At 71.6% G+C, this 23,156-nt stretch carries 16 protein-coding genes; 6 read left to right on the top strand and 10 right to left on the bottom strand.

Annotated features, from left to right (window positions below; translation table 11 throughout):
- Window positions 1-9 precede the first annotated feature (9 nt).
- The 5 genes from ACZ6NZ_RS06200 to ACZ6NZ_RS06180 form a co-directional block, all read right to left on the bottom strand.
- On the bottom strand, window positions 10-1,275 hold the full coding sequence (locus ACZ6NZ_RS06200) for a GNAT family N-acetyltransferase (RefSeq protein ID WP_465856275.1): 1,266 nt from the start codon (window positions 1,273-1,275) through the stop codon (window positions 10-12).
- Window positions 1,272-2,639: a condensation domain-containing protein gene (locus ACZ6NZ_RS06195; RefSeq protein ID WP_465856273.1), complete on the bottom strand. Its 1,368-nt coding sequence runs from the start codon at window positions 2,637-2,639 to the stop codon at window positions 1,272-1,274. Before ACZ6NZ_RS06195 ends, ACZ6NZ_RS06200 begins: the two co-directional genes overlap by 4 nt.
- A gap of 39 nt (window positions 2,640-2,678) precedes the next feature.
- Window positions 2,679-2,927 (bottom strand): phosphopantetheine-binding protein, encoded by a 249-nt coding sequence (locus ACZ6NZ_RS06190; protein ID WP_366608527.1) that lies wholly within the window; start codon window positions 2,925-2,927, stop codon window positions 2,679-2,681.
- A 94-nt stretch (window positions 2,928-3,021) separates the two neighbouring features.
- Complete coding sequence (locus tag ACZ6NZ_RS06185) at window positions 3,022-6,267, bottom strand: BTAD domain-containing putative transcriptional regulator (RefSeq protein ID WP_465856271.1); 3,246 nt, start codon at window positions 6,265-6,267, stop codon at window positions 3,022-3,024.
- Between the two features lie 52 nt (window positions 6,268-6,319).
- Window positions 6,320-7,321 (bottom strand): methyltransferase, encoded by a 1,002-nt coding sequence (locus ACZ6NZ_RS06180; RefSeq protein ID WP_465856269.1) that lies wholly within the window; start codon window positions 7,319-7,321, stop codon window positions 6,320-6,322.
- A gap of 174 nt (window positions 7,322-7,495) precedes the next feature.
- Here ACZ6NZ_RS06180 and ACZ6NZ_RS06175 point away from each other — a divergent pair, with 174 nt between their 5' ends.
- Window positions 7,496-9,037, top strand: a complete 1,542-nt coding sequence (locus tag ACZ6NZ_RS06175; RefSeq protein WP_465856267.1) for a 4-hydroxyphenylacetate 3-hydroxylase family protein — start codon at window positions 7,496-7,498, stop codon at window positions 9,035-9,037.
- A gap of 143 nt (window positions 9,038-9,180) precedes the next feature.
- Here the strand turns inward: ACZ6NZ_RS06175 and ACZ6NZ_RS06170 are convergent, their stop codons facing one another.
- Both ACZ6NZ_RS06170 and ACZ6NZ_RS06165 read right to left on the bottom strand, forming a co-directional pair.
- Entirely contained in the window at window positions 9,181-11,250 is a 2,070-nt protein-coding gene (locus ACZ6NZ_RS06170) for a KedN5 family methylcobalamin-dependent radical SAM C-methyltransferase (RefSeq protein WP_465856265.1), read from the bottom strand.
- Between the two features lie 204 nt (window positions 11,251-11,454).
- The gene (locus tag ACZ6NZ_RS06165) at window positions 11,455-13,056 is read right to left on the bottom strand and encodes an FAD-binding oxidoreductase (RefSeq protein WP_366608531.1); all 1,602 of its coding nucleotides are present in this window, start codon (window positions 13,054-13,056) and stop codon (window positions 11,455-11,457) included.
- A gap of 312 nt (window positions 13,057-13,368) precedes the next feature.
- On the opposite strand from ACZ6NZ_RS06165, the gene ACZ6NZ_RS06160 reads away from it, so the two are divergent.
- The 5 genes from ACZ6NZ_RS06160 to ACZ6NZ_RS06140 are packed head-to-tail and all read left to right on the top strand — an operon-like array spanning window position 13,369 to window position 19,066.
- Window positions 13,369-14,355, top strand: a complete 987-nt coding sequence (locus ACZ6NZ_RS06160) for a Gfo/Idh/MocA family protein (protein ID WP_366608532.1) — start codon at window positions 13,369-13,371, stop codon at window positions 14,353-14,355.
- Window positions 14,352-15,281: an NAD-dependent epimerase/dehydratase family protein gene (locus ACZ6NZ_RS06155; RefSeq protein WP_465856262.1), complete on the top strand. Its 930-nt coding sequence runs from the start codon at window positions 14,352-14,354 to the stop codon at window positions 15,279-15,281. The genes ACZ6NZ_RS06160 and ACZ6NZ_RS06155 overlap by 4 nt, the downstream gene beginning before the upstream one ends.
- Window positions 15,278-16,588 carry a lipopolysaccharide biosynthesis protein RfbH gene (gene rfbH, locus ACZ6NZ_RS06150; RefSeq protein ID WP_465856260.1) on the top strand — a complete coding sequence of 437 codons (1,311 nt, stop codon included), beginning with the start codon at window positions 15,278-15,280 and terminating at the stop codon, window positions 16,586-16,588. Before ACZ6NZ_RS06155 ends, rfbH begins: the two co-directional genes overlap by 4 nt.
- 40 nt (window positions 16,589-16,628) lie before the next feature.
- Entirely contained in the window at window positions 16,629-17,690 is a 1,062-nt protein-coding gene (locus tag ACZ6NZ_RS06145; protein ID WP_465856258.1) for a glucose-1-phosphate thymidylyltransferase, read from the top strand.
- On the top strand, window positions 17,687-19,066 hold the full coding sequence (locus ACZ6NZ_RS06140) for an NDP-hexose 2,3-dehydratase family protein (protein ID WP_465856256.1): 1,380 nt from the start codon (window positions 17,687-17,689) through the stop codon (window positions 19,064-19,066). The genes ACZ6NZ_RS06145 and ACZ6NZ_RS06140 overlap by 4 nt, the downstream gene beginning before the upstream one ends.
- A 51-nt stretch (window positions 19,067-19,117) precedes the next feature.
- Here the strand turns inward: ACZ6NZ_RS06140 and ACZ6NZ_RS06135 are convergent, their stop codons facing one another.
- The 3 genes from ACZ6NZ_RS06135 to ACZ6NZ_RS06125 are packed head-to-tail and all read right to left on the bottom strand — an operon-like array spanning window position 19,118 to window position 23,152.
- Window positions 19,118-20,269 (bottom strand): epoxide hydrolase family protein, encoded by a 1,152-nt coding sequence (locus tag ACZ6NZ_RS06135; protein ID WP_465856254.1) that lies wholly within the window; start codon window positions 20,267-20,269, stop codon window positions 19,118-19,120.
- Window positions 20,270-20,303: 34 nt separating this feature from the next.
- Window positions 20,304-21,560, bottom strand: a complete 1,257-nt coding sequence (locus ACZ6NZ_RS06130; protein ID WP_366608538.1) for a cytochrome P450 — start codon at window positions 21,558-21,560, stop codon at window positions 20,304-20,306.
- A complete protein-coding gene (locus tag ACZ6NZ_RS06125) occupies window positions 21,557-23,152 on the bottom strand; it encodes an AMP-binding protein (protein WP_465856251.1) in 1,596 nt (531 codons plus the stop codon). Before ACZ6NZ_RS06125 ends, ACZ6NZ_RS06130 begins: the two co-directional genes overlap by 4 nt.
- Between the last annotated feature and the right edge of the window lie 4 nt (window positions 23,153-23,156).

The following is a 23,156-nucleotide window of genomic DNA, read 5'->3' as shown; positions in this document are numbered from 1 at the left end:
GTGACCCCGTCAGAACCAGTAGCTGATGTACGGGCTGCGCTCCGGCACCGCCATGGCGTCCCACAGTCGCACCTTGCGAGCGTCCGGGGCGCTGATCCGACCGGCCCGGGTGAGCGCCGCCGCCGGGGTGCCACCGAGCAGGATGACGGCCAGCGCGCCGACGCCCATCTCCAGGTCGGCCGCGGCGGTGACCGGCTCGCACGTGGCGTGCCCGTCGGTCACCTCCAGCCGGAACGTGCCGGCCGCCAGGCCCTCGGGGTCGTGCACGGTGAGCGTGAGGACACCGTCGCAGGCCCAGCCGCGGGTGCGCAGGAGCCGTGGCACATCCAGCGGCCGGATCCAGAGGGCGTCCTGGCGGCGGACACGCATCCGTCGCGCGTCGTCGACCCACCAGCGCAGCGGGCTGTCCACCGGCATCCGCCACACGTCGATCTCGCGGACCAGGTCGATCGAGAACAGGTGCCGCCAGAGCGCGCCCTCCGCCTCCTGGTCGGCCGCGAGGAAGTCGATGACGTGCAGCTTGCTCTGCGGCGCGGACTCCGCCGTCCAGTCCGGCATGATCCGGTATGTCACCAGCCCACGGTCGTCGATCGCGGCGCAGTGCCGGGGCCCGTACCCCGGGGCGCCCAGGGCGAGCGCCTCCTCCAACGCGCCGGACGCGGGGTCGCCGGCGAGCCGGTCCCAGTAGCACGAGGGGGTGAGCACCTCCCCGGGCGTCTGCGCCGCCTGCTGGGAGTACAGCTTGTACCCGAGGTCCCGGGCCTGCGTACCGTCGATCCGACGCGGACGCAGGTCGCGACCCGGCACGTCGTCGCGCAGGCCGACCGCCCGGACGTCGAACTCGACCGCGTCGGACCAGGTCGCCGGGCCGGAACCGAACCGGCCGTAGATCGGCCACTCGGACGCGCCCCCGACGACGATCGCCTTGCCCTCGTCGACGGCCCGCCGGTTGAGGTGCGCGACTGTGGCGCGTAGCAACCCACGCCGGGCCACCACCGGGTGCGCGGAACCACCGGTGCACGCGGCGGCCGGCACCGTGTTCCCGCCGGGGAGCACGAGGTCACGGTCGAGCGCGGTGTTGGTGGCGACGTACCGGTCGTCGTCGGCGACCGCCACTGCCCGATCCGGCGGGTGGGTGCGCCGGTAGAAGTCGAGGATCTCGGGATCGGAGCTGACCGGGTTGCCGAAGGCACCGAGCCAGCAGTCCAGCCATTCCCCGTACCGGTCGTCCGGAATGTCGGTGACCAGCTGATAGCCGGGAGGCAGCGTCCTCACGAGTGCGCCCCTTCGTGGGTACGGGCGCCGGCCAGCGGCGCGTCCGGGTCGGCCAGAACCCTGCCGAACAGGTCGCGGAACTCGGCCAGCATGCGGTCCACGGTGGCCTGCTCGAACCGGTCCGTGCTCGAGCTGACGGCGCAGAAGATCTCACCGTCCGGGTCGATGTCGATGGTCCAGAGGATCGCGTCGTCGGGGATGCCCGGGCCCTGCGCCTGGGACAACCGCCGGCGCACCGGCGCATACTCGACCGCACCGGCGGACCGGGTCTTCGACGCCGCGGGGTTCTGGAACACCGCGAAGCCCGGCACGACCATGCCGCCCTGTTCCAGCCCGGCGATGACCTCCGGCGCCCGCTGCGCCAGCCCGACGAACGGCACCTCGTGCGGGAACGCCTCCAGGCAGGTGGCGCGCACCCGGGCGAGGACGTCGCGGTAGGTGACACAGCCCGAGATGTCGGTTCGTAGCGGTGACATGTTGACGAAGTAGCCGACGGTGGCCTCGGCCCACTCGTGTCGGCGGCCGGGCCCGGGGGTGAGTGTCCACACCACCCCGTCGGAGACACCGGTCATCCGCTGGAGATGGATGAGCTGCGCCGCGAAGATCACCATGAACGGCGAGCTTCCCGTCGCACGGCCCAGGCGCAGGGCGGCCGAGCCGAGTCGGGCGTCGATCTGGAAACGGTCGACGCGGGTGACGCCCGGATGGTCGGGGTTGGCCGGCCGGTCCGCGGCGATGACGACGGGGCGCGCCCCGGCCAGCCGCTCCCGCCAGTACTCGAAGGACGAGTCGGATCCGCCGGCGGCGGCGCGTCGCACGTAGTCGCGATACCGCGGCGGGTCCGGCAGGTCGGGCTTGCCGCCGGCCAGGCGGGCGGCGTAACACGCGGCCAGGTCGTCCATGACGATGCCCAGTGACCACACATCGATCAGCGGCAGGTACGCGACCAGCACCAGCACCGCGTCCCGGTCGTCGAAACGGCCCAGGTACGCCCAGAGCAGGGGAAGCTGGTCCGCGTCGAAGTGGCCGGACTCCGCCTTGTCGAGGAACCGCTCGGCCCGTACGCCCCGGCCGTCCGGGTCGTCGCCCAGGTCGTGCACCTGGAGCCGGGCCGGGCACGGGTCCCGCACCTCCTGTTCCCAGCCGTCGGCGCCCCGGATCACCATGGTCCGCAGTGGTTCGTGCCGGGCGATGACGTCGTCCAGAGCCCCGCGGAGCAGGTCAGCGTCGACCGGCCCGGTGAGCCGCCAGCCACCGCTGGAGATGGGGCGCGGGCCGAACCCCGCCGTGGAGCCGTCCTCCTGATGCTGCCCGCGCAGGAACTCCTGCTCGATGGAGAACGGGAAGCGGTTCTCTGCGTACACCATTCCACCGTGCCTTTCCACGTGGTCGAGCCGCTCGGGTCAGCGTCGTTGGGCACACGCGAGGACCACCCGGGTGAAGGCGGCGCGTGTCGGATCCTTGAACAATTCCTCGACGGGTACGTCGATGCCGGTCCGGTCACTTATCCGCGCGACGATGCGAAAAGCCGCTATCGACTGCCCGTTCAATTCGAAGAATGTGGCGTCGGGCGGGCCGGCCGCAGTGTCGAGAACGTCCTCCCAGATCGCCGTGACGTGCTTCTCGAGATCGCTGCGCGATTGTTCTGACATTCGGATCCCCTCGGCCGGGAATTCACTGTCTCGCGAGCTGAAGCATCACACGGGTGCGACCCGGTGTTCATCTCCTGCGTTGCGCAGACTCGCGTCAGCGCCGGGCCATCGACCGGTCGTCACGCAGCAGGTCGTCGATCGGCGCGCCGGCCCCCGCCGCGCGTTCGGCGACCAGTTGGGTCGGCCCCAGATCGGCGGCCAGAAGCCCGGCGACGCGTCGCGCGTCGTGCCGGTCCGCCTCCGGTGACGGCAGTCCCGCCGCGTCGCGCGCGGCGTCGGCCGCCCCCAGCAGTCGGGCCGCCCGCACCGGGTCACCCGCCAGCCGGTACGCCCCGGCGAGCCCTTCCAGGGCGAGCGCCACCGCCCGCGGGTCACCGCTGTCGGAAGCCGCGGCGAAGCCCTCCCGGTGCCGGTGCAGCGCGTCGTCGGCCGCACCGCGCTGCTCGGCGACGAAGCCGAGCTCCGCGCCGACCGCGGCCACGCCGGCATGCCAGCCGGCCTGCCGGTTCCACTCCAGCCACCGGTGCAGCAGCCGCTCGGCGGCGTCCCAACTGCCCTGCCGGCGCGCCGTGATCGCCAGTCCCAGGTCGGCGAACTGCTCCAGGGCCAGATTGGACTGTTCCGCGGCCATCCGCCGGGCCTGGGCGTGCAGGTCGGCGGCGGCGGCGTGGTCGCCGGCGTCCAGCGCGATCCGTCCCAGTTCGTTCAGCTGGTACGACACCTCCGGCCACAGGCCCAGCTCGCGGGCGATGCGGAGGGCGTCGCGGTGCAGCCGCGCGGCGCGGTCACCGTCCCCGGTCATCCGGGCCAGCGCGGCCAGCGGGTTGGTGGCCTGCAGAACTCCCCAGTGGTCGCCGAGGTCGCGGAACTCCTCCAGACTCCGCTCCGCGTCGCGGCGCAGCGCGGCGACGTCTCCGCGCAGCAGCGCCGTCCAGGCCAGGCTACTCAGCGTGGCCGCCGCCCCCCAGCGGTCACCGAGGCTACGAAAGTCCGACAGCACCCCGTCCAACCGACCGTCGCCGGGCCGGGCGGTGACATCCTCGGGCAGCGCCGAGGCGAGCAACCAGCGGGCCCGCGCCACGGCGTGCGGGTCGGCGCCGGCCTGACCCTCGGCCTCCGCCCGGCACAGCAGGTCGTGTGGGTCGTCGCCGCCGAGCGCGGCCATGCCCGCCTCCCAGAGCAGCGCCAGGGCACGCCGGCCGGCCGGCGCCTCGCCCGGCACCGCGGCCGCCGCCGCCAGCGCACGGCGGCCCTCGCCCAACTGGCCGCGCAGTACCCAGTACCAGGCGCAGGCGCAGGCCAGCCGGAGGGCGAGCGCCGCCTCACCACGCTCGATCGCCGCGGCCAGGGCCGCCCGCAGGTTGGCCTGTTCGGCATCCAACCGGCGCAGCCACCGCCGCTGGGCGGGGCCACGCAGATTCTGGTCCGCCTCCTCGGCGAGGGCGGCCTGGCAGGTGCCGTGCCGCAGCCGCACCGCCTCGTCCTCGCCGGACTCCCGCAGCCGCTCGGCGCAGTACGCCCCCACCGACTCGAGCATCCTGTACCGCACCCCGTCGGCGTTCTCCACGAGCGTGACCAGTGAGCAGTCCACCAGTCGCCCGAGCAGGTACGCCACGTCGGCACGGGACACTCCGCCGGCGGCGGGCGGATCCGCGCACACCTCCTCGGCGGATGACAACGCGCAGCCGTCGGTGAACACCGACAGCCGTCGCAGCACGGCCTGCTCGTCCGCGCCGATCAGGGCCCAGCTCCAGTCGATCATGGTGCGCAGCGTGGCGTGGTGGGCCGGGCCGCCGCGCCGGTGGGCGGCCAGCAATCGGAACCGGTCGTCGAGGCGGGCGGCCAGTTCGGTGATCCCCATCGTGCGCACCCGGGTGGCGGCCAGTTCCAGGGCCAGCGGTATGCCGTCGAGCCGCCGGCAGACGGTGGCCACCGCGGCCGCGTTCTCGTCGTCGGGGGCGAAGCCGGGCTCGGAGGCGGCCGCCCGCGCCAGGAAGAGCTCCCCGGCGCTGGACCGGCGCAGTTGCGCGACCGTCGCCGTACCCGCCTCCGGCAGCGCCAGGGGCGGCACCGGCACCAGAGCCTCGCCGGGCACCCCCAGCGACTCCCGACTGGTGGCAAGAATGCGCAGGTCAGGGCAGGCATCCAGCAGTTCACGGCCGAGCTCCGCGACATCGTCGACGACGTGCTCGCAATTGTCCAGCACCAGCAGCAGACGCCGACCCCGTAGGGCCGCCACCAGTCGGTCGACACCGCCGGCGCTGCCCGAGCGACCGTCGTCCCGCAGCCCGAGCGTGCCGGCGACGGCGTCGATCACGGCGGACGGCCCCCGCCCGCCGGCCGGGCGCGGCACGGTGCTGAACTCGACCATCCACGCGCCGGCCGGCACCCCGGGTGCGATCCGCGCGGCGACGGCCACCGCGAGCCGGGTCTTGCCGACACCGCCCGGACCGGTCAGGGTGACCAGGCGGCCGGCCTCCAGCAGTCGGGCCGCGTCGGCGACCGCGGCGTCGCGGCCGATCAGCCCGGTCAGCGGGGCCGGCAGGTTTCCCCGTTCGGGTTCGATCGGCGCCGGCGTCGTGGCCAGGCCGGTGAGCGCCGGGTCCTGGCGGAGCAGGGCGCGGTGCAGGGCGACCAGCTCGGGCCCCGGGTCGAGCCCCAGCTCGTCGCGCATGCGCTCGCCGAAGACCCGGAACTCGTCGAGCGCCTCGGCCTGCCGGCCGCACTGGTACAGCGCCCGCATCCGCGCCGCGCGGAAACGCTCGCGCAGCGGATGGCGTTCCACCAGGTCGCCGAGGTCGGCCAGCACGTCGGCGTGTCGACCCAGGTCGAGCGCTGTCTCGGCCCACTCCTCCTGAGCGATCAGCCGGGCCTCCGACCAGCGCGTGACAGCCGGGCGGACGAACGCCTCGTCCGGGAAATCGGCGAGCGCGGGGCCGCGCCACAGCGCCAGGGCGTCGGTCAGCAGCGCCATCCTGTCCCGGGGGTGGACGGCGCGGCGGGCTCGGCCCACCAGCTCGGTGAACAGGCCGACGTCCACCGCGTCGTCGCCGGCCGTGAGGGCGTACCCGGCCGGGGAATGCGTGACCAGATCGCGTGCCCCCGGCTCGGCGTCGTCCAGTGCGCGCCTGAGCTGCGACATCTTGCTGCGGAGCACGCTGGCCGGGTTGGCCGGCAGCCGGTCGCCCCAGAGGTCGTCGATGAGCCGGTGCGCCGCCACCGGCCGACCGCCGTGGACCAGCAGGTCGGCCAGCAGCGCGCGGACCTTGAGCTCCGGGATGCGCACCGGCTTGCCGTCGGCGGTCCAGACCTCGAGCGGACCGAGCATCCCGAAGCGCATGGCGCACAGGGTATCCCACCCGGTGGCGCGACACCTGCGACGGAATGGCAGGTCAGCCTGCCGCGCGCAGCTCCACGATGGAGAACGAGCCGGCCGGGTGGACGGCCACGCCGTGCAGCCCGACGGATGCCGCGAGGGCGGTCAGATCGGCGGCGGTCCGTTCCCGACCACCGCAGGCGGTCAGCATGCGTAGGTCCATCCCGGTGTGGGTGGCCTCCCCGCCGGGCCCGGTCTGCTCGACCACCAGCACCGCGCCGGTCTGCCCGGCCGCCTCCGCGCACCGGCGCAGGATCTCCCGCGCGGGGTCGTCCGCCCAGTTGTGCAGCACGAACGACAGCACGTACCCGCCGGCGCCGGCCGGCAGCGGGTCGAAGAAGCTGCCGGCCACCACGTCCAGGCGGTCCCCCAGGTCCGACTCCGCGACCGACTTGCGGGCGGCCTCGCAGTTGTCCGGCATCTCGAGCACCGTGCCACGCAGCGTCGGGTAGGCGTTGAGCAGCCCGATCAGCAGCGCGCCGTTGCCGCCGCCGACGTCGACGACCCAGCCCAGCGGACCCCAGTCCATGCCTTCGACGATCTCCGGGGACCGTGACTCCAGGTCGCTGGTGAGCCGGTTGAAGTTCGCGGCCCGTTCCGGGTCGGCGGCCCAGTCCTCCCAGAAGGAGCGACCGAACTGGACCGGGAAACCGGCCTCGCCCGTCCGTACGCTGTGCAGCAACTGCACGAACGACAGTTCGGCCCGGCCGACGGAGCCTTCGATGTCCAGCCGGGCGCGGGCCTTCGACGGGTGGTCCTCCCGCAGCACCGCGCCGAGCGGGGTCAGCGAGTACCGCCCGCCGCTCTCCCGGGTCAGCAGGCCCCGAACGGCCAGGTACCGCATGACCCGCTCCAGCGCGTCGGCGTCCACCCCCTCGACCCTCGCGATCGCCTCAGCGGTGTCAGCCCCGCCGTCGACGTGGTCGGCCAGGCGCAACGTCGCCGCCGTCCGGATCGCCATCGGCGTGCCGAGCCCCGCCATGGACCAGATCTTGGCGCTCATCTCGTCCCGTGCCACCGTGCCCCCTCGTGGGTCGTGTGAATCTCGTCATCGCCCGCTCACGCTCGCATTCCTTGCGTGGCGGCGGCATCTCCTGAATTGCCGTTCCGCTTCCGTTTCCTTGTCGCGCCACCGAGCCGGCTGGCACGCTCCATGAATATCCGCACCGCCACGCCGAGGAGCTGATTGCCGATGCCGAGCGCAGAATCCACGACGGAGACGCCGGAGGCGCAACCGTCCGGACTACGGCCATTTACCGGTGCCGAATATCTGGAAAGTCTGCGCGACGGTCGGGAGATCTGGCTGTACGGCGAGCGAATCAAGGACGTCACCGAGCATCCGGCCTTCCGCAACAATGCCCGGACCATCGCGAACATGTACGACGCGCTCTGGGAATCGCCGGACCGCGACGTGCTGACCGTGCCGACCGACACCGGCAACGGTGGCTTCACCCATCCGTTCTTCCGGGCCCCGGTCGACGCGGCCGACCTGCGCCACTCGCGCGACGCCATCGCGGCCTGGCAGCGTCGGTGCTACGGCTGGCTCGGCCGCTCGCCCGACTACAAGGCGTCGTTCCTCGCCACCCTGGGCGCCAAGGCCGACTTCTACGCCCCGTTCGGTGACAACGCCCGGCGCTGGTACAAGGAGTGTCAGGAGCGCGTACTGCACGTCAACCACGCGCTCGTGCACCCGCCGGTGGACCGCCACCTGCGCCCCGAGCAGGTAGCCGACGTGTACGTGCACGTGGACCGGGAGACCGACGCGGGCCTCGTGGTGAGCGGGGCGAAGGTGGTGGCAACCGGGTCCGCGCTGACCAACTACAACTTCATCGCCCACCACGGGCTCCGGATCAAGGAGAAGCAGTTCGGGGTCGTGTTCATGGCGCCGATGAACGTCCCCGGGGTGAAGCTGCTCTGCCGCACCTCGTACGAGATGACGGCGGCCCGCACGGCCAGCCCGTTCGACTATCCCCTGTCGAGCCGGATGGACGAGAACGACGCGGTCATCGTGTTCGACCAGGCCCTGATCCCGTGGGAGAACGTCTTCGTCTACGGCGACCTGGAGAAGGCGAACACGTTCTTCCACGACTCCGGCTTCATGCCGCGGTTCTCTCTGCACGGCGCCACCCGGCTGGCGGTCAAGTTCGACTTCATCTGCGGGCTGCTGATGAAGGCCGTGGAGATCAACGGCACCGACGAGTTCCGGCAGGTACAGGGCAACATCGGCGAGCTGATGGTCTGGCGGCATCTGATGTGGGCGCTGTCCGACGCCATGATCGAGCGGTGCCGGCCGTGGGCCGACGGCTACGTCCAGCCCAACGAGGAGTACGCGCTGACGTACCGGACCCTCGCCCCGATGGCGTACGGCAAGATGCGCGAGATCGTCCAGCACACCGCGGGCAGTGGGCTGATCTACCTGAACTCGGGTGTCGCCGACTTCCACAACCCGGAGGTTCGCCCGTACCTGGACCGGTACCTGCGCGGCTCGCACGGCACCGACGCCGAGCAGCGGGTGAAGGTGATGAAGCTGCTCTGGGACGCGGTGGGCACGGAGTTCGGCGGGCGTCAGGAGCTGTACGAGCGCAACCACGCCGGCAACCCGGACGACAACCGGGCCCAGGTGCTACGACGTGGCAGCCAGGCCGGCGTCACCGACGACATGATCTCCCTGGTCGAGCAGTGCCTGTCCGAGTACGACCTGAACGGCTGGACGGCGCCGCACCTGGCGACGTAGTCGCCGGCGGTGATCGCCGCGGGCCCTGAGCCGGCGTGGGCGCTCGTCGAGCGTCCACGCCTCAGTCTGCCCGCGACCGGCCCGCCGGCGCGACATGCCAGGGCCCGGCGCCTCGCACTGAGGCGCCGGGCCCGCGGCATGTCTCAGGAACAGCCGCCCTTGTCCGCCTTGAGCATCCCGAGCGTGGTCCGCCCGTCCGGAGTCGGCGAGCCGGCCTCCGCGGACCGCGACGCCGAGCTGGCCTCGAACTCCGCCTCGCTCAGGCCCTCGGCACTCCCCCGCGCGTTGTCGTGGACCTCCGCCGCGGTCATCCCCATGAAGTGCACGACGATCTCGTGGTTGGTCGAGGTGACCGCCGACTCCGAGCCGGTGCGGTAGTACAGGTCGACGCTGACGTCTACCGGCGACAGGTCCGGCTCCTCGCCGCGCCGGATGGCCGCGACGATGGCCGGCACGTCGTAGCGGAGCTGTACGCCGCTGCGCAGGTAGTACTCCTCATCGCGAACCAGCACCACCGGCAGGTCCTCACCGACCGGCTGGTCGGCGGGGCGGTAGACCGGCTGGGTGAGCAGGTCGTACCGGAACACCTCGTCCAGCACCGGCGCCGCCTCGGCGGGCACCAGCGGCCGGATCGCCTCGTCCCACCAGCGGTGCAGCATCCGCTCCGCGTCCGGGTCCGTGTAGAGGTAGGTGATCGCCGCCCCGAACGCGCCGGTTCCGCCGACGGCGGTCGCGGCGTACCCCCGCAGTGGCGCGGCCGCCGGGTCGTCCGTGGTGCTGATCCAGGTGTCCAGGTGGCGCAGCACCTGGGACTGGGTGATGCCGGCGAGGTGCCGCAGCGCCGGCCAGATCCAGCGCAGGACCGCGTTCTCCGCCACCACCCGCGCCATGAAGAGGAACCGCTGCATCTGTTGGTTCTCGGCGAAGGTCATGGTGTTGTGGGCGAGCACGTACTCGAAGTCGTCGGTGTCACCGCGGACGGCCTTGATGCCGTACTGCTCCTTCTTCTCCATGTAGTCGGTGTTGGGCAACAGCAGGATCGGGTAGACCGCGATCCGCGACACCCGGCGCGACAGCCGGTCGTACCCGTCCATGAAGGACTGCACCGTCTCGCCCGGCGCGCCCCAGATCAGCTCGGCGTAACAGTCGAGTCCCTCCTCGTCCAGCCAGGCGGCGAGGTCCTCCCATTCGTTGACCTTCATGTTGCGCCGGTTCATGGTGTCCAGTGCGGTGTCGCTGAGCGTCTGCAGCGCGAGCGTGAAGGAGCTCCGCATGCCGGCTTCCTTCATCATCTTGACGATGCGGAAGAACGTCTTCGACTTGTTCTTCGCCCAGGACGTCTCCAGCGCGCGCGGGAAGCCGAGCCGGTCCCGGGTCTCGATGAGCATCTCGACGAACTCCACGTCACCGGGCAGGAGCCCGAAGTTGGCGTCGCAGGCGACCACGGTGTGCACCTTGAGCCGGCCGAACATCTCCAGCTCGGCGCGCATCCGCTCCGGCGAGAACGCCCGGACCTTCTGCCCGACGGCGCCGCCCCAGTAGCAGAACGCGCACTTGTACGGGCAGCCCCGGTTGGTCTCCATCAGCGCCACGTCGTACCGGAAGTTGCCGTCGGCGTCGGTCATCTCCAGCGCCCCGGTCAGGAACGGCGACGGGATGATCTCAAGGTCCTCGATCCGGTCCCGGCCGACGTTGTGGCAGGTGGCGCCGTCGGATTCGCGGAACGACACACCGGCCACCGCGTGCAGCGCGTGCTTGTCCACCCCGTCGAGGTAGCAGTTGAGCAGATCGCGGAACGTCAGCTCGCCCTCCCCGTTGACCACGATGTCGACCTCGGGGAACATCCGGAACACCCGGTCGGCCTGCTCGGCCACGTGGGTGCCGCCGAAGACGACCCAGCCGTCCGGGTTGAGCTGTTTGAACGTCGCGGCCAGTGATCCGAAGGACCGGTAGTTCCAACCCAGCACGCTGAACGCGAGAACGTCCGGCGGCCCGTCGCTGAACAGGGCGTTGGCCATGGTGGCGTTCGTGGTGCCGCCGCGGAAGTTGTGGATGCTGATGTCGCAGGCGTCGCGGATCCGGTCGTCGGCCAGGGCCGTCGACTTCAGGTAGCCCGATGCCAGCGGCATCGACTCCAGCGGCATCTCCCAGACACCCTGTTGCACCAGGAACACCTTGGTGGTGGCGTTCGCATTGTCGTCCGGGCTCGTCATGTCGGTCCTCCGTTTGCTGATCGGATCTCCTCGGCCGGGACTCGGGTCGTCCCGGCTGTCCGGCAAGGACCGCCACCTCTTCCGTCACACCGTCGTCAGGGCAGGACGCAACCGGCCCCACACCCGTGATGTCGACGGGCGTGGGGCCGCTTCGCGACCGGCTGTGTCAGCGGTCGGCGGGCAAGACCTGGACGAACCGCCCGGTCAGGCGGGCTCGATGGACATGGCGTGCTGGAAGGTGTTCAACGGGTCGTACTTCTTCTTGATCCGCTGAAGCTTCGGGTAGCTGTCCTTGTAGTAGAGGTCGTGCCAGGGCACCCCTGACGTGTTCCACGCCGGGTCCTTGGTGTCCTTGCTGGGGTAGTTGATGTAGCAGCCGTCGTACTGGTCGTTCGGGACCGGCACCCCGCCGGTGGCGGCGTGCACGTCCCGGTAGAGCCGGCGGGTCCACTCCACGGCCTCCGCGTCGGCGTTCGGATCGGCCCACGTGGAGTCGATCCAGAAGCGCAGGATGGAGTCGCGCTGCGGCACCGCGGTGGCGTCCGACGCGACCGCGTTGACCTGCCCGCCGTAGGCACCGAGATAGACCAGGCAGGAGTTCTTGGCGTCCGGGTCCGTCAGTGCTCCGTAGACGATGTCGATCTGGTGGTCGGTGAGCGGCTTGCGCAGGTTGCTGCCCGCCGACTTGGTTCGGGCGCCGAGCGAACGGGGGTACTCGAACAACGCGTTGACGAGCCAGAGTTCCTCGTTCGTCTCGACGTAGCCCTGCACGGACACGCCCTCGGAGACAGCGGCGACGTAGTCCTCCACCATCTGGCGGGCATTGGGCGCGGTGGCGTCCATCCGGCACTCGAGGTAGAGCGCGTAGTCCCTCTTCATGTTGAGATGCAGGGCGCTGTGCATGGCGACGTACGGCGAGTCCGGCCCGCTGTTGGCGGCGTGCCAGGCGCCGTGGTTCTGCACCAGCCGCTTGAAGTCGGCCTGGCTCAGCGACTCCCATGGCCAGGTCACCCAGGTCATCAGGAGCCGTGCCGGCGGCCGTGGCAGTGCCTTGGTCGGGTTGTTTCCGGTGGCCCGCGGGTCGCGGAACCAGTACCGGGTGACGACGCCGAAGTTGCCGCCGCCACCACCGGTGTGCGCCCACCACAGGTCGCGGTTCGGGTCGTCGGGGCGGCGCGTGGCGACGACGATGCGGGCCTTGCCCTTGGCGTCGACGGTCACCACCTCGACCGCGTACAGGTGGTCGGAGATGAGACCGTACCGCCGCGACAGCGGCCCGTATCCCCCGCCGGCGGTGTGCCCGCCGATGCCCACCGGTGGGCACACCCCACCGGGGACGGTCACACCCCAGCCCAGGTAGAGCGCTTTGTACGCCTGCGCGAGCGTGCTGCCCGCGCCGACCGAGAAGGCGTTCATCTTGGCGTCCCAGGAGACGTGGTGCATCGGGGACACGTCGATGAGCATGTCGAAGCGCGGGTCGGCGACCAACGCCTCGAGGCAGTGCCCGCCGCTGCGGACGGTGAACGTGCGGCCCTCCTTGACCGCCTTCTGCACCGCCTCCTGAACCTGGCCGGCCGAGTAGGCCAGCACGATCGAATCCGGGGAGAAGACGAAACGCGCGTTGAACCCGCGCGTCAGCAGTTCGGGGTAACGCGGGTCGTCCGGACGCACCACCACATTCGGCAAGGCCGCCCCACCGCTGTGACCGACGGCCTGCGCAGCGCCGGGCTGCAGGACCAAGCCGGTGACAGCAGCGCCGGAGACAGCAGCGGCCGAGCCGAGGAACTGCCGGCGCGATGCAACCATGTGAGCACCTACCCATCGGAATAAGTCGACTGATCCGGCTCAGTCTGCTTGCTCTGGCCACTCGCGATCTTCTTCCAGATTGCGGTGTCGCCCGGCGCCCGGACCGGACATCGACAAGCGACGCTGCCTGCGATGACACCACTGTGCCGCAGCCGCGACATCCCGGGCATCTCGCAAGGTGCGCTCAGCGGACCGACGGCCCGGCTGCGCAACGTGTGAGATGCCGTCCCGGGCGGTGCTCCGCGATGGTGATCGAGTGATTCCCATGCTGTACGTGCGGTTGCGGGTCGCTCTCGTTCTGGGGCGACGCCGATGAACCACGTGCCGGTCCCCGTCGGCCTGGGCGTGCTCGGCTGCGCGGACATCGCGTGGCGCAAGCTGCTGCCGGCGGCCGCGGCCGAACCGGGTCTGCGTACCGTCGCGATCGCCGGACGTGACCCGGCACGCACCGACCGTTTCGCGGCCCGGTTCGGCTGCGCCGCGGTGAACCGGTACGAGGAGCTGCTCGAGCGTTCCGACGTGGAGGCGGTCTACCTGCCGCTGCCGATCGGCCTGCGGCACCGGTGGGCGGGCGCAGCGTTGGCCGCCGGCAAGCACGTGCTGGCCGAGAAGCCGATGGTGGGCACCGAGAAGCAGACCGCTGACCTGGTCGCCCAGGCGGCCGAGCGCGGTCTCACCCTGATGGAGAACTCCGCGTTTCTCCTGCACGGCCAGCACGCCGCGGTGCGCCGCGCGTACGATGCCGGCGAGATCGGGGAGCTACGCGCCTTCAGCAGCGTGTTCGGGATTCCGCCGCTGCACAACGGTGACATCCGGTACCGCCCGGACCTGGGCGGCGGGGCGCTGCTCGACGTCGGCTTCTACCCGCTGCGCGCGGCCCGGCACTTCGTCGGCCCTGACCTGCGGGTGGTCGGCGCGGACCTGCGCACCGGACCGTCCGGCGTGGACGTGGCGGGCACCGTGCTGCTGAGCGGGCCGAACCAGGTCGCCGTGCAGGTCGGGTTCGGCTTCGAGCACTTCTACCGCAGCGGGTACGAGCTGTGGGGCAGCACCGGTGAGCTGCGCCTGGAGCGCGCGTTCACCCCACCGCCGGAACACCGGCCGGTGCTCGGGCTGCGGCAGCAGGACCGCCGCGAGTCGCGGACGCTGGCCGCCGAGGACCAGTTCGCCGCGCTGGTCCGCACCTTCGTGGCGGCGGTGGCCGGCGAGCACGACCTGTCCGGGCACCACGCCGAGATGCTGGGGCACGCGCGGCTGATCGACACCATCCGCCGGGCGGCCGGCCTGGGCGAGCCGTGACCGGGCGCGCCCTGGTGGTCGGGACGGGTCTGCTGGGCCGGCACGTCCGTGACCGGCTGACCTCGGCGGGCTGGGACGTGGTCGTGGCCGGGCGGCGGTCCGAGGTCACCACCCGGTCGCTGACCGAGGCGATCCGCGCGGCGCGACCCGGCGTGGTGGTCAACGCCGCCGGTGAGATCTGGCGGCCGGATCCCGACCGGCTCGCCGCCGCCAACGTCGAACTCGCCGGACTCGTGGTGCGGGCCGTGGCCGAGGCCGGTGCCGACGCCCGGCTGGTGCATCTGGGCTCGTCGCTGGAGTATGCGCCGCAGCCACCGCCGACAGCCCTGACCGAGGACTCCCCGGCAGCGCCGCGCAGCGCGTACGGACGGTCGAAGCTGGCCGGCACCGAGCTGGTACGCCGCCTCGCGGCCCGGCACGGCGTCGAGGCCGTGGTGCTGCGACTGTTCAACGTCATCGGCGCCGGCATGTCACCGGTCAGCGTGCTGGGCCGGACGGTGAACCGTCTGGTGGCGGCGCACCGGACCGGCACGACAGCACATCTGGAGCTGACGGATCTGGCGCAGTACCGCGACTACGTGGACGCACGCGACGCCGCCGACGCCGTCCTGGCCGCCGGCACGGCACGGCAGATCGCCCCCGGGCTGTTCAACATCGGGTCGGGTGTCACCCGGACCGCGGAGGAACTGGTCCGGGCACTCGCCGAGGTCAGCGGTGTCCCCTACCGACTGGAGCTGCGGCCGGCGCCGACGACCGGCGCACGCTCCGCCGACGGCGACTGGCAGCGGGCCGACACCCGCCGGGCGTACACGGTGCTCGGCTGGTCGGCGCGCCGGGAGCTGCCCGAGACGCTGCTCGGGATCTGGCAGGCCGCCCGGTCCCACCCGTTCCCCGGCAATCCCGCGCAGGAGGCGAGCACACCATGACCCCGGACCTCAAGGCAATGATCCTGGACCTGGTCCGGGCCTATCACATCGAACGCACACCCTCGGACCAGGAGTTCGTTCCGGGCGTCACGCCGGTGCTGTCGTCCGGCGCGGTGCTCGAAGCCGCAGACCGGCTGGCGCTGGTCGAGGCGGCGCTGGACATGCGGATCGCCGCGGGGTTCCACGCGCTGCGGTTCGAGCGTTCCTTCGCGCGGTACTTCGGCCTCCGCAAGGCGCACCTGGTCAACTCGGGATCGTCGGCGAACCTGCTCGCCCTGTCCGCGCTACGCGCGTCCGAGCTGAAAGATCGGCGGCTGCGGCCCGGCGACGAGGTCATCACGGTGGCCGCCGGCTTTCCCACCACCGTCAACCCGATCGTGCAGAACGGCCTGATTCCGGTGTTCGTCGACGTGGAACTCGGCACGTACAACACCACGGCGGAGCGGGTGGCCGCGGCGATCGGGCCCCGCACCCGCGCCGTCATGATCGCCCATGCGCTCGGCAACCCGTTCGAGGCGGCCGAGATCGCCGACCTGGCCGAGCGGCACGGGCTGTGGCTGATCGAGGACAACTGCGACGCGGTCGGCTCGCTGTACCGCGGGCGGCTCACCGGCACGTTCGGCCACCTCAGCACTGTCAGTTTCTATCCGGCCCACCACATCACCACCGGCGAGGGCGGCTGCGTGCTCACCGACAGCGTGGAACTGGCCCATCTCGTGGAGTCCTTCCGGGACTGGGGGCGCGACTGCTGGTGCGAGCCCGGGGAGGACAACCGCTGCAAGAAGCGGTTCGACTGGCAGCTCGGCACGCTGCCGGCCGGTTACGACCACAAGTACACGTTCTCGCAGGTCGGCTACAACCTGAAGGCGACCGACCTGCAGGCGGCGCTCGGGCTGAGCCAGCTGGAGCGGATCCAGGCGTTCGGTGAGGCCCGGCGCAGGAACTGGCAGCGGCTGCGCGAGGAGCTCGACGGAGTGCCGGGGCTGCTGCTGCCACGTCCCACACCGGGCTCGGATCCGAGCTGGTTCGGGTTCGCGATCACCGTCACGCCGGACGCGCCGTTCGGCCGCGGTGAGCTGCAGCAGCACCTGGAGGAGCGGCAGATCCGCACCCGACTGCTGTTCAGCGGCAACCTGACCCGGCACCCGGCCTACCGGGACGTCGAGTTCCGGGTCGCCGGCGACCTGTCCAACAGCGATGCGGTGGTGCACGGCACCTTCTGGATCGGCGTCTATCCCGGCATCACCGACGACATGATCCTCCACGTCGGGCGGACCATCCGGGAATTCGTCGCCGGACGCCGCTGAACGAGCGTCCACACTTCCTGCGAGGAAAGGAATTCCCACGGTGAAGGCTCTGGTCCTGTCGGGCGGTTCCGGCACGCGATTCCGCCCGCTCAGTCATTCCATGCCGAAACAACTGCTCCCCGTGGCCAATCGACCGGTACTGGAACTGGTGCTGGAAACCGTCAGCGGCCTCGGCGTCACCGAGATCGGGGTGGTGGTCGGTCGGTGGGGACCCGACATCAGGGCGGCGCTGGGCGACGGCCAGCGTTTCGGCGTACCGATCACGTATCTGCACCAGGACCAGCCGCGCGGGCTGGCGGACTGCGTCAAGCTGGCGCGCTCGTTCCTCGGCGACGACGACTTCGTCATGTACCTCGGCGACAACGTGCTGCCCGACGGTGTCGCCGACATCGCCGCCGACTTCCGCGTGCACCGCCCGGCCGCCCAGATCGTGGTGCACAAGGTCAGCGACCCGCAGGAGTTCGGCGTCGCCGAACTCGACCCGCACGGAACCGTGCTGCGCGTGGTGGAGAAGCCGGCCCGGCCGCGCAGCGATCTGGCGATGATCGGCGTCTACTTCTTCACGGCTGCGGTGCACGAGGCGGTGGCCGCGATCGACGCGAGCACCCGCGGGGAGCTGGAGATCACCGACGCGGTCCAGTGGCTCCTCGCGTCCGGCGCGGACGTACGTGCCAGCGTCTACGACGGCTACTGGAAGGACACCGGGCAGGTCGACGACCTGCTCGACTGCAATCGCCGGATGCTGGCCGATCTGACGCCGGGCGTCGCCGGCGACGTCGACCCGGCCAGCATCCTGACCGGGCAGGTCGTCGTCGAGCCCGGCGCCCGGGTGGTGCGCTCCCGCATCGACGGCCCGGTCGTCATCGGGGCGGGAACCCTGGTGGAGGACAGCACGGTGGGGCCGTTCACCGCGGTCGGCCCGGACTGCGCCCTGCGTCGGTGCTCGGTGGCCGACTCGGTGGTGCTCGCCGGCGCCACCATCTCGGCGGTGCCGCCGCTGGCCCGGTCGCTGATCGGGCGCGCCGCGACGGTCAGTGCGGGCGACGGCCTCGCGCACCGGCTGGTGATCGGTGACGACACCCGGATCGAGCTGGCCGCATGAGCGCGCCGGGGGCGGCGCTCCGGCTGCGCCCGCGTGAGGACGACGGGCTGGCGCAACGCCTGGCCCGTTCGGCGGCCGAGACCGAGGCCGGCGCGGCCATCCGTACGGCGGACGTGCCGGGCTGGCTGGCGGAGCGGGCGCGCGCCCAGCGGTTCCGGGTGACGCCGATCCCGTTCGACGAGCTGGACGGTTGGGCGTTCGCCCCGGGCACCGGCAACCTGGCGCACCACAGCGGCCGTTTCTTCACCGTGGAGGGCCTGCACGTGCGCACCGGCGGGTCGCCGCACCTGGAGTGGTGGCAGCCGATCATCAACCAGCCCGAGGTGGGCATCCTGGGCATCGTCGCCACCGAGTTCGACGGCGTCCTGCACTTCCTCCTGCAGGCCAAGGCCGAGCCCGGCAACCCGACACCGGTGCAGCTCTCACCGACGGTTCAGGCCACCCGCAGCAACTACACCGGGGCACACCGCGGCGCGCCGGTGCGCCACCTGGAACTCTTCACCGATCCGCATCGCGGCCGGCCGCTCACCGACGTGCTGCAGTCCGAGCACGGGTCCTGGTTCCACCACAAGACGAACCGGAACATGATCGTCGAGACTGGCGCCGCGATCGACGCAGGCCCCGACTTCTGCTGGCTCACCCTCGGTCAGATCGGCCGTCTGATGCAGGTCGACAACCTGATCAACATGGACACCCGTACGGTTCTGGCCTGCGCGCCGGTGGACTACGGCGATGCGGTGGCCCGGCACGACGACACCGAGGTGCGGTCCTGGTTCACCGCGGAACGCACCCGCCACGACCTCCACGGCCGGCTGGTGCCGCTACGCGGGCTGCCCGGCTGGTCCATCGGCGACCGGACCATCGACCACGTCCCGCCGCGCTACTTCCGGGTGATGGCGGTCTCGGTCGAGGCCGACAACCGCGAGGTGCGCGGCTGGACCCAGCCCCTCTTCGAGCCGCTGGAACGAGGGTTGATCGCGTTCCTGACCCGCCGGTTCGGTGGTGTGCCGCATCTGCTCACGCACGCCCGGGTGGAGGCCGGCTTCCACAACACCGTGGAGCTCGGACCAACCGTGCAGTGCACACCCGCGCACCACGGCTCGGGCACCGGGCCGGCATTCCTGGACCTGATCAGGTCGGCGGCGCCCGGCCAGATCCGCTACGACGTGGTGCACGCCGAGGAGGGCGGGCGTTTCTACCACGCGGAGAACCGCTGCGTCGTCCTCGAATCCGACGCGGCGCCGGCCGATCCGCCGCCGGGATACCGCTGGCTGACACCGGGGCAGCTGACCGCGCTGCTGCGGCACGGGCACTATGTCAACGTTCAGGCCAGGACGTTGCTGTCCGCCATCACCACCGGCGCTGTCGTCCTCTGACACACACCACGGCCGGCCGGGTTGATCCCGGCCGGCCGTGGCGTTGGTCGGTCAGCGCACCAGACGCACGAACTCCCGGACGTCGTCGACCAGGGGGCCGGGCTGCTCCAGGGCGGCGAAGTGGCCGCCCCGGTCGAACTCGGTCCACCGGGCGATGGTGGGGATGTGCGCCTCGGCGAATCGGCGCACCGGCAGGAAGATGTCCTTCGGGAACACGGCCACACCGACCGGCACGGTGATCGGTGGGGGTGCCGCCCCGGCGGCCGCCGCCTTCACCGCGGCCGCTCCCTCGTAGTAGAACTGCGCCGAGGGCCCGGCGGTGGCGGTGAACCAGTACAGCGACACCAGCGTCAGGATGTCGTCGCGCGACACCGCGTCCTCCGGCACCTTCTCGCTGTCGGTCCACTCCCGGAACTTCTCCACGATCCAGGCGAGCTGCCCGACCGGTGAGTCGGTGAGCGCGTACGCCAGCGTCTGGGGGCGGGTCTGCTGGATCTTCATGTACCCGGACAGGTGCTCGTCGAACTCGCGCAGCCGGCCCAGCCTCGCCATGTCCCCCTCGCTCAGGTCGGCCAGGTCGGCCGGGTCGCCGGACGGAAAGGTCATCAGCATGTTCACGTGCACCCCCGCGCAGTGCGTCGGGTCGATGACGCCGAGCGCCTGGGAGATGACCGATCCGGCGTCACCGCCCTGCGCCACGTACCTGTCGTAGCCGAGCCGGCGCATCAGCTCCGACCAGGCGGAGGCGATCCGCACCACGTCCCAGCCGGTGTCCGGCAGGGAGGAGAAGCCGTACCCCGGCAGCGACGGGATCACGACGTGGCACGCGTCGGCCGGGTCGCCACCGTGTGCGCGCGGGTCGGTGAGCGGGCCGATGATCCGGGTGAACTCCGCGAACGAGCCGGGCCAGCCGTGGGTGAGGATCAGCGGCACGGCGTCCGGTTCCGGGCTGCGCACGTGCACGAAGTGGATGCTCGCGCCGTCGATCTCGGTCCGGAACTGGGGCAACTGGTTGAGCCGGGCCTCCGCGGCCCGCCAGTCGAAGGTGGTGGCCCAGTAGTCGGTGAGCTCCTGCAGGTAGGCCAGCGGCACGCCGCGTTCCCAGCCGACGTCGGCGAGCTCGCCGGGCCACCGGGTGGCCGCCAGTCGGCGACGCAGGTCGTCGACGTCGGGTTGGGGGATGTCGATCCGGAACTCTTCCATCGCGCAATTCCCTTCCATTGGCTGAAGCACGCGCTTATCGGATCTGTGCGGGAAAAGACTTCAAGCCGTTGACGAAGTTCGACTCCAACCGGATCTCCGGTCCGGTACGCACCAGCGACGGCAGGTGCGGAAGGATCGCCCGGAGCAGGGCGGTCAGCTCGTGCCGGGCCAGGTGGGCGCCCAGGCAGAAGTGCGGCCCGATGCCGAACGCCAGGTGCGGATTGGGACTGCGGCCGAGGTCGAGCCGGTCCGGCTCGGTGAAGACGGCCGGGTCGCGGTTCGCCGAGGTGTAGTAGAGGACCACCTTGTCGTCGGCCGCGATGGCCTGCCCGGCCAGCTCGGTGTCGCAGGTGGCGGTCCGTCGGAACTGCATGATCGGCGTGACATGGCGAACCAGCTCGTCGACCGCCGCGGCGATGGGCACCGTGCCAGCCACCAGTCGGTCGCGCTGCTCGTGGTCGTCGACCAGGGCCGACAGCGAGCCGGCGATGAGGTGTCGGGTGGTCTCGTTTCCGGCGACCACCAGCAGCAGCCAGAACATGCAGAATTCGCGGTCGGACAGCCGCCGGCCGTCCACCTCGGCGACGGCGAGCCGGCTGATCAGGTCGGGCTGCGGGTGCGCGCGGCGCTCGGCCGCCAGCTCCAGCGCGTAGGTGAACGCCTCGGCGAACGTCCGCCGGTACGCGTCCACGTCCCCGCCGCCGAACTCGGGGTCGTCGAAGCCGACCAGGTGGTTGCTCCACCGGTACAGCAGGTGGCGGTCGGCGCGCGGGACGCCGAGCAGGTCGCAGAGCACCAGCAACGGCAACTCGGCCGCCAGGTCGGTGACCACGTCCAGCTCGCCGGCGGCCACGACGCGCCGGACCAGTTCGGTGGCGTGTGCCGCGACCCCGTCGGCGAGACCGCCCACCGCCCGGGGCGTGAAGACCGACGTCACCAGGCGGCGGATCTGGACGTGCTGCGGTGCGTCCATGCTGATCAGCAGCTGCCGGGTCTGCCGCAGGTCCGCCGGTGTCCGCGGGTCGACGAGGAAGGCGCCGGCCCGCCCGGACGAGAAGTCGCCGGTGCGCCGCGACGCCTCCTGCACCGCCGCGTGCGTGGTGACCGCCCAGTACCCGCGACCCCGCTCGGTGATCCGGCCGCTCGCGCTGTGCCGGGTCAGGAGCGGCTCGTCGACCCAGGCCACCGGTTCGTCGCGCCGCCGACGGGCGAACTCGTCGTGCGGCACCCCGTGCGCGTAGGTGGCCGGATGGGCGATGTCCGGCCGGGTGACGCCCGACACGGCGGTCACGGCACCGGCTCCGCGGACGACGTCCGCTCCAGCACCGCATCCGGGTCGTCCGGCGCGGGCGGCGCGATGGCGCGGCGCAGCGCGTCCTTGCGCAACTTGCCGGAGGTGTCCCGGGGCAAGGTGGCCACCACGTGGTACGCCCGAGGCGTCTTGAAACCCGCGAGCGAGCGGCGGCAGTGCGGATCGAGCAGCGCGAACAGGTCAGCCGGCTCGGGCAGAGCCGGTTCGATCACCGCGACCACGTGCTCCCCGAACTCGTGGTCCGGCACGCCGATGACGGCCGCGTCCCGTACCGCCGGATGGGCCAGCAGCACCGCTTCGACCTCCGTGGGATAGACGTTCACGCCCCCGGTGACGATCAGGTCCTGGGCACGGCCGTCGAGGTACAGGAAGCCGGCCTCATCCAGGTGTCCCAGTTCGCCGTAGGTGAACTTGTCCGCGGACAGATGCACGGCCCGGGTCTTCTCGGGTGCCTTGTGGTACTGGAACGTGCGCCCGGTGAGGCGCCGGACGAACACCCGCCCGGACACACCGGCGGGCACCGGGGCACCCTCCTCGTCGACGACCACGAGTTCGTACGGCGGCACGGCGCGGCCCACGCTGCCCGGCCGGCGCAGCCAGTCGTTCGAGTTGATCAGGCTCACGACGCCGCCCTCGGTGGCGCCGTAGTACTCCAGGAACACCGGCCCCCACCACTCGATCATGGCCCGTTTGACGTCCGGCGGGCACGGCCCGCCGCCGTGCCAGACCCGCCGTAGCGATGCGCCGGAGAAGCCGCGGCGGACGTGCTCCGGCAGCCGGAGCAACCGCACCAGCTGGGTCGGCACCAGATGCGCCGCGGAGATCTGCTCCGCGTCGATGACCGCGAGCGTGGCCTCCGGGTCGAACCGCTCCTGGATGTGCAGCGTGCAGCCGCGCAGCAGGGCGAGCAGCGCGAGGAACAGTTGCGAGGAGTGGTACCAGGGCCCGTCGAGCAGGAACCGCTCGTTCGCCGGGACGTCGAGGACCACGCGGGCGTACTCCAGCAGTTTGGCCACCCGGGTGAACGGCGCTCCGACCACGAACATGCCGTTGAGCACGCCCTTGGGCGCGCCGGTGGTCCCGGACGTGTAGAGCATGGTGGAGCCGCAGACCTGCTCGGCCGGTTCGGCTGGATCCGCGGCGGCCAGCAGAGGCTCCACCGCCCGGAAGCCGGGCACGTCGCGGTCGCCGAGCACCAGTCGCGTCGGCACCTCCCCCGTCGCACGGGCGGCGGCCCGGCCACTCACCTGCGCGTAGGGCTCCTCGACGATCAGCCCCCGACACTCCGAGTCGGTGATCAGGTAGGCGATCTCCGGCTCGGTCAGGTGCCAGTTCACCGGCACCACGGTGATCCCGCGGTGCAGGCAGGCGAGCAGGATCTCGAACGTCTCCCGGCGGTTGCCGAGCACGCAGGCCACCTGGTCGCCGCGGCCCAGCCCCTCGGCGGCCAGGACGCCCATCCAGCGATGCACCCGCGAACCGAGCTCCGGCCAGCTGGAACGGCCGCGCTTGTCGACCAGGGCTGTGCGGAGTCCGTTCGCGGCGATGAGGTCGTTGATCAACGTCGGCATGGGC

It is taken from the genome of Micromonospora sp. NPDC047756 (assembly GCF_055587245.1).
Note: the sequence above shows the minus strand (reverse complement) of the source record. Positions and strands in the feature narration are given on the sequence as shown.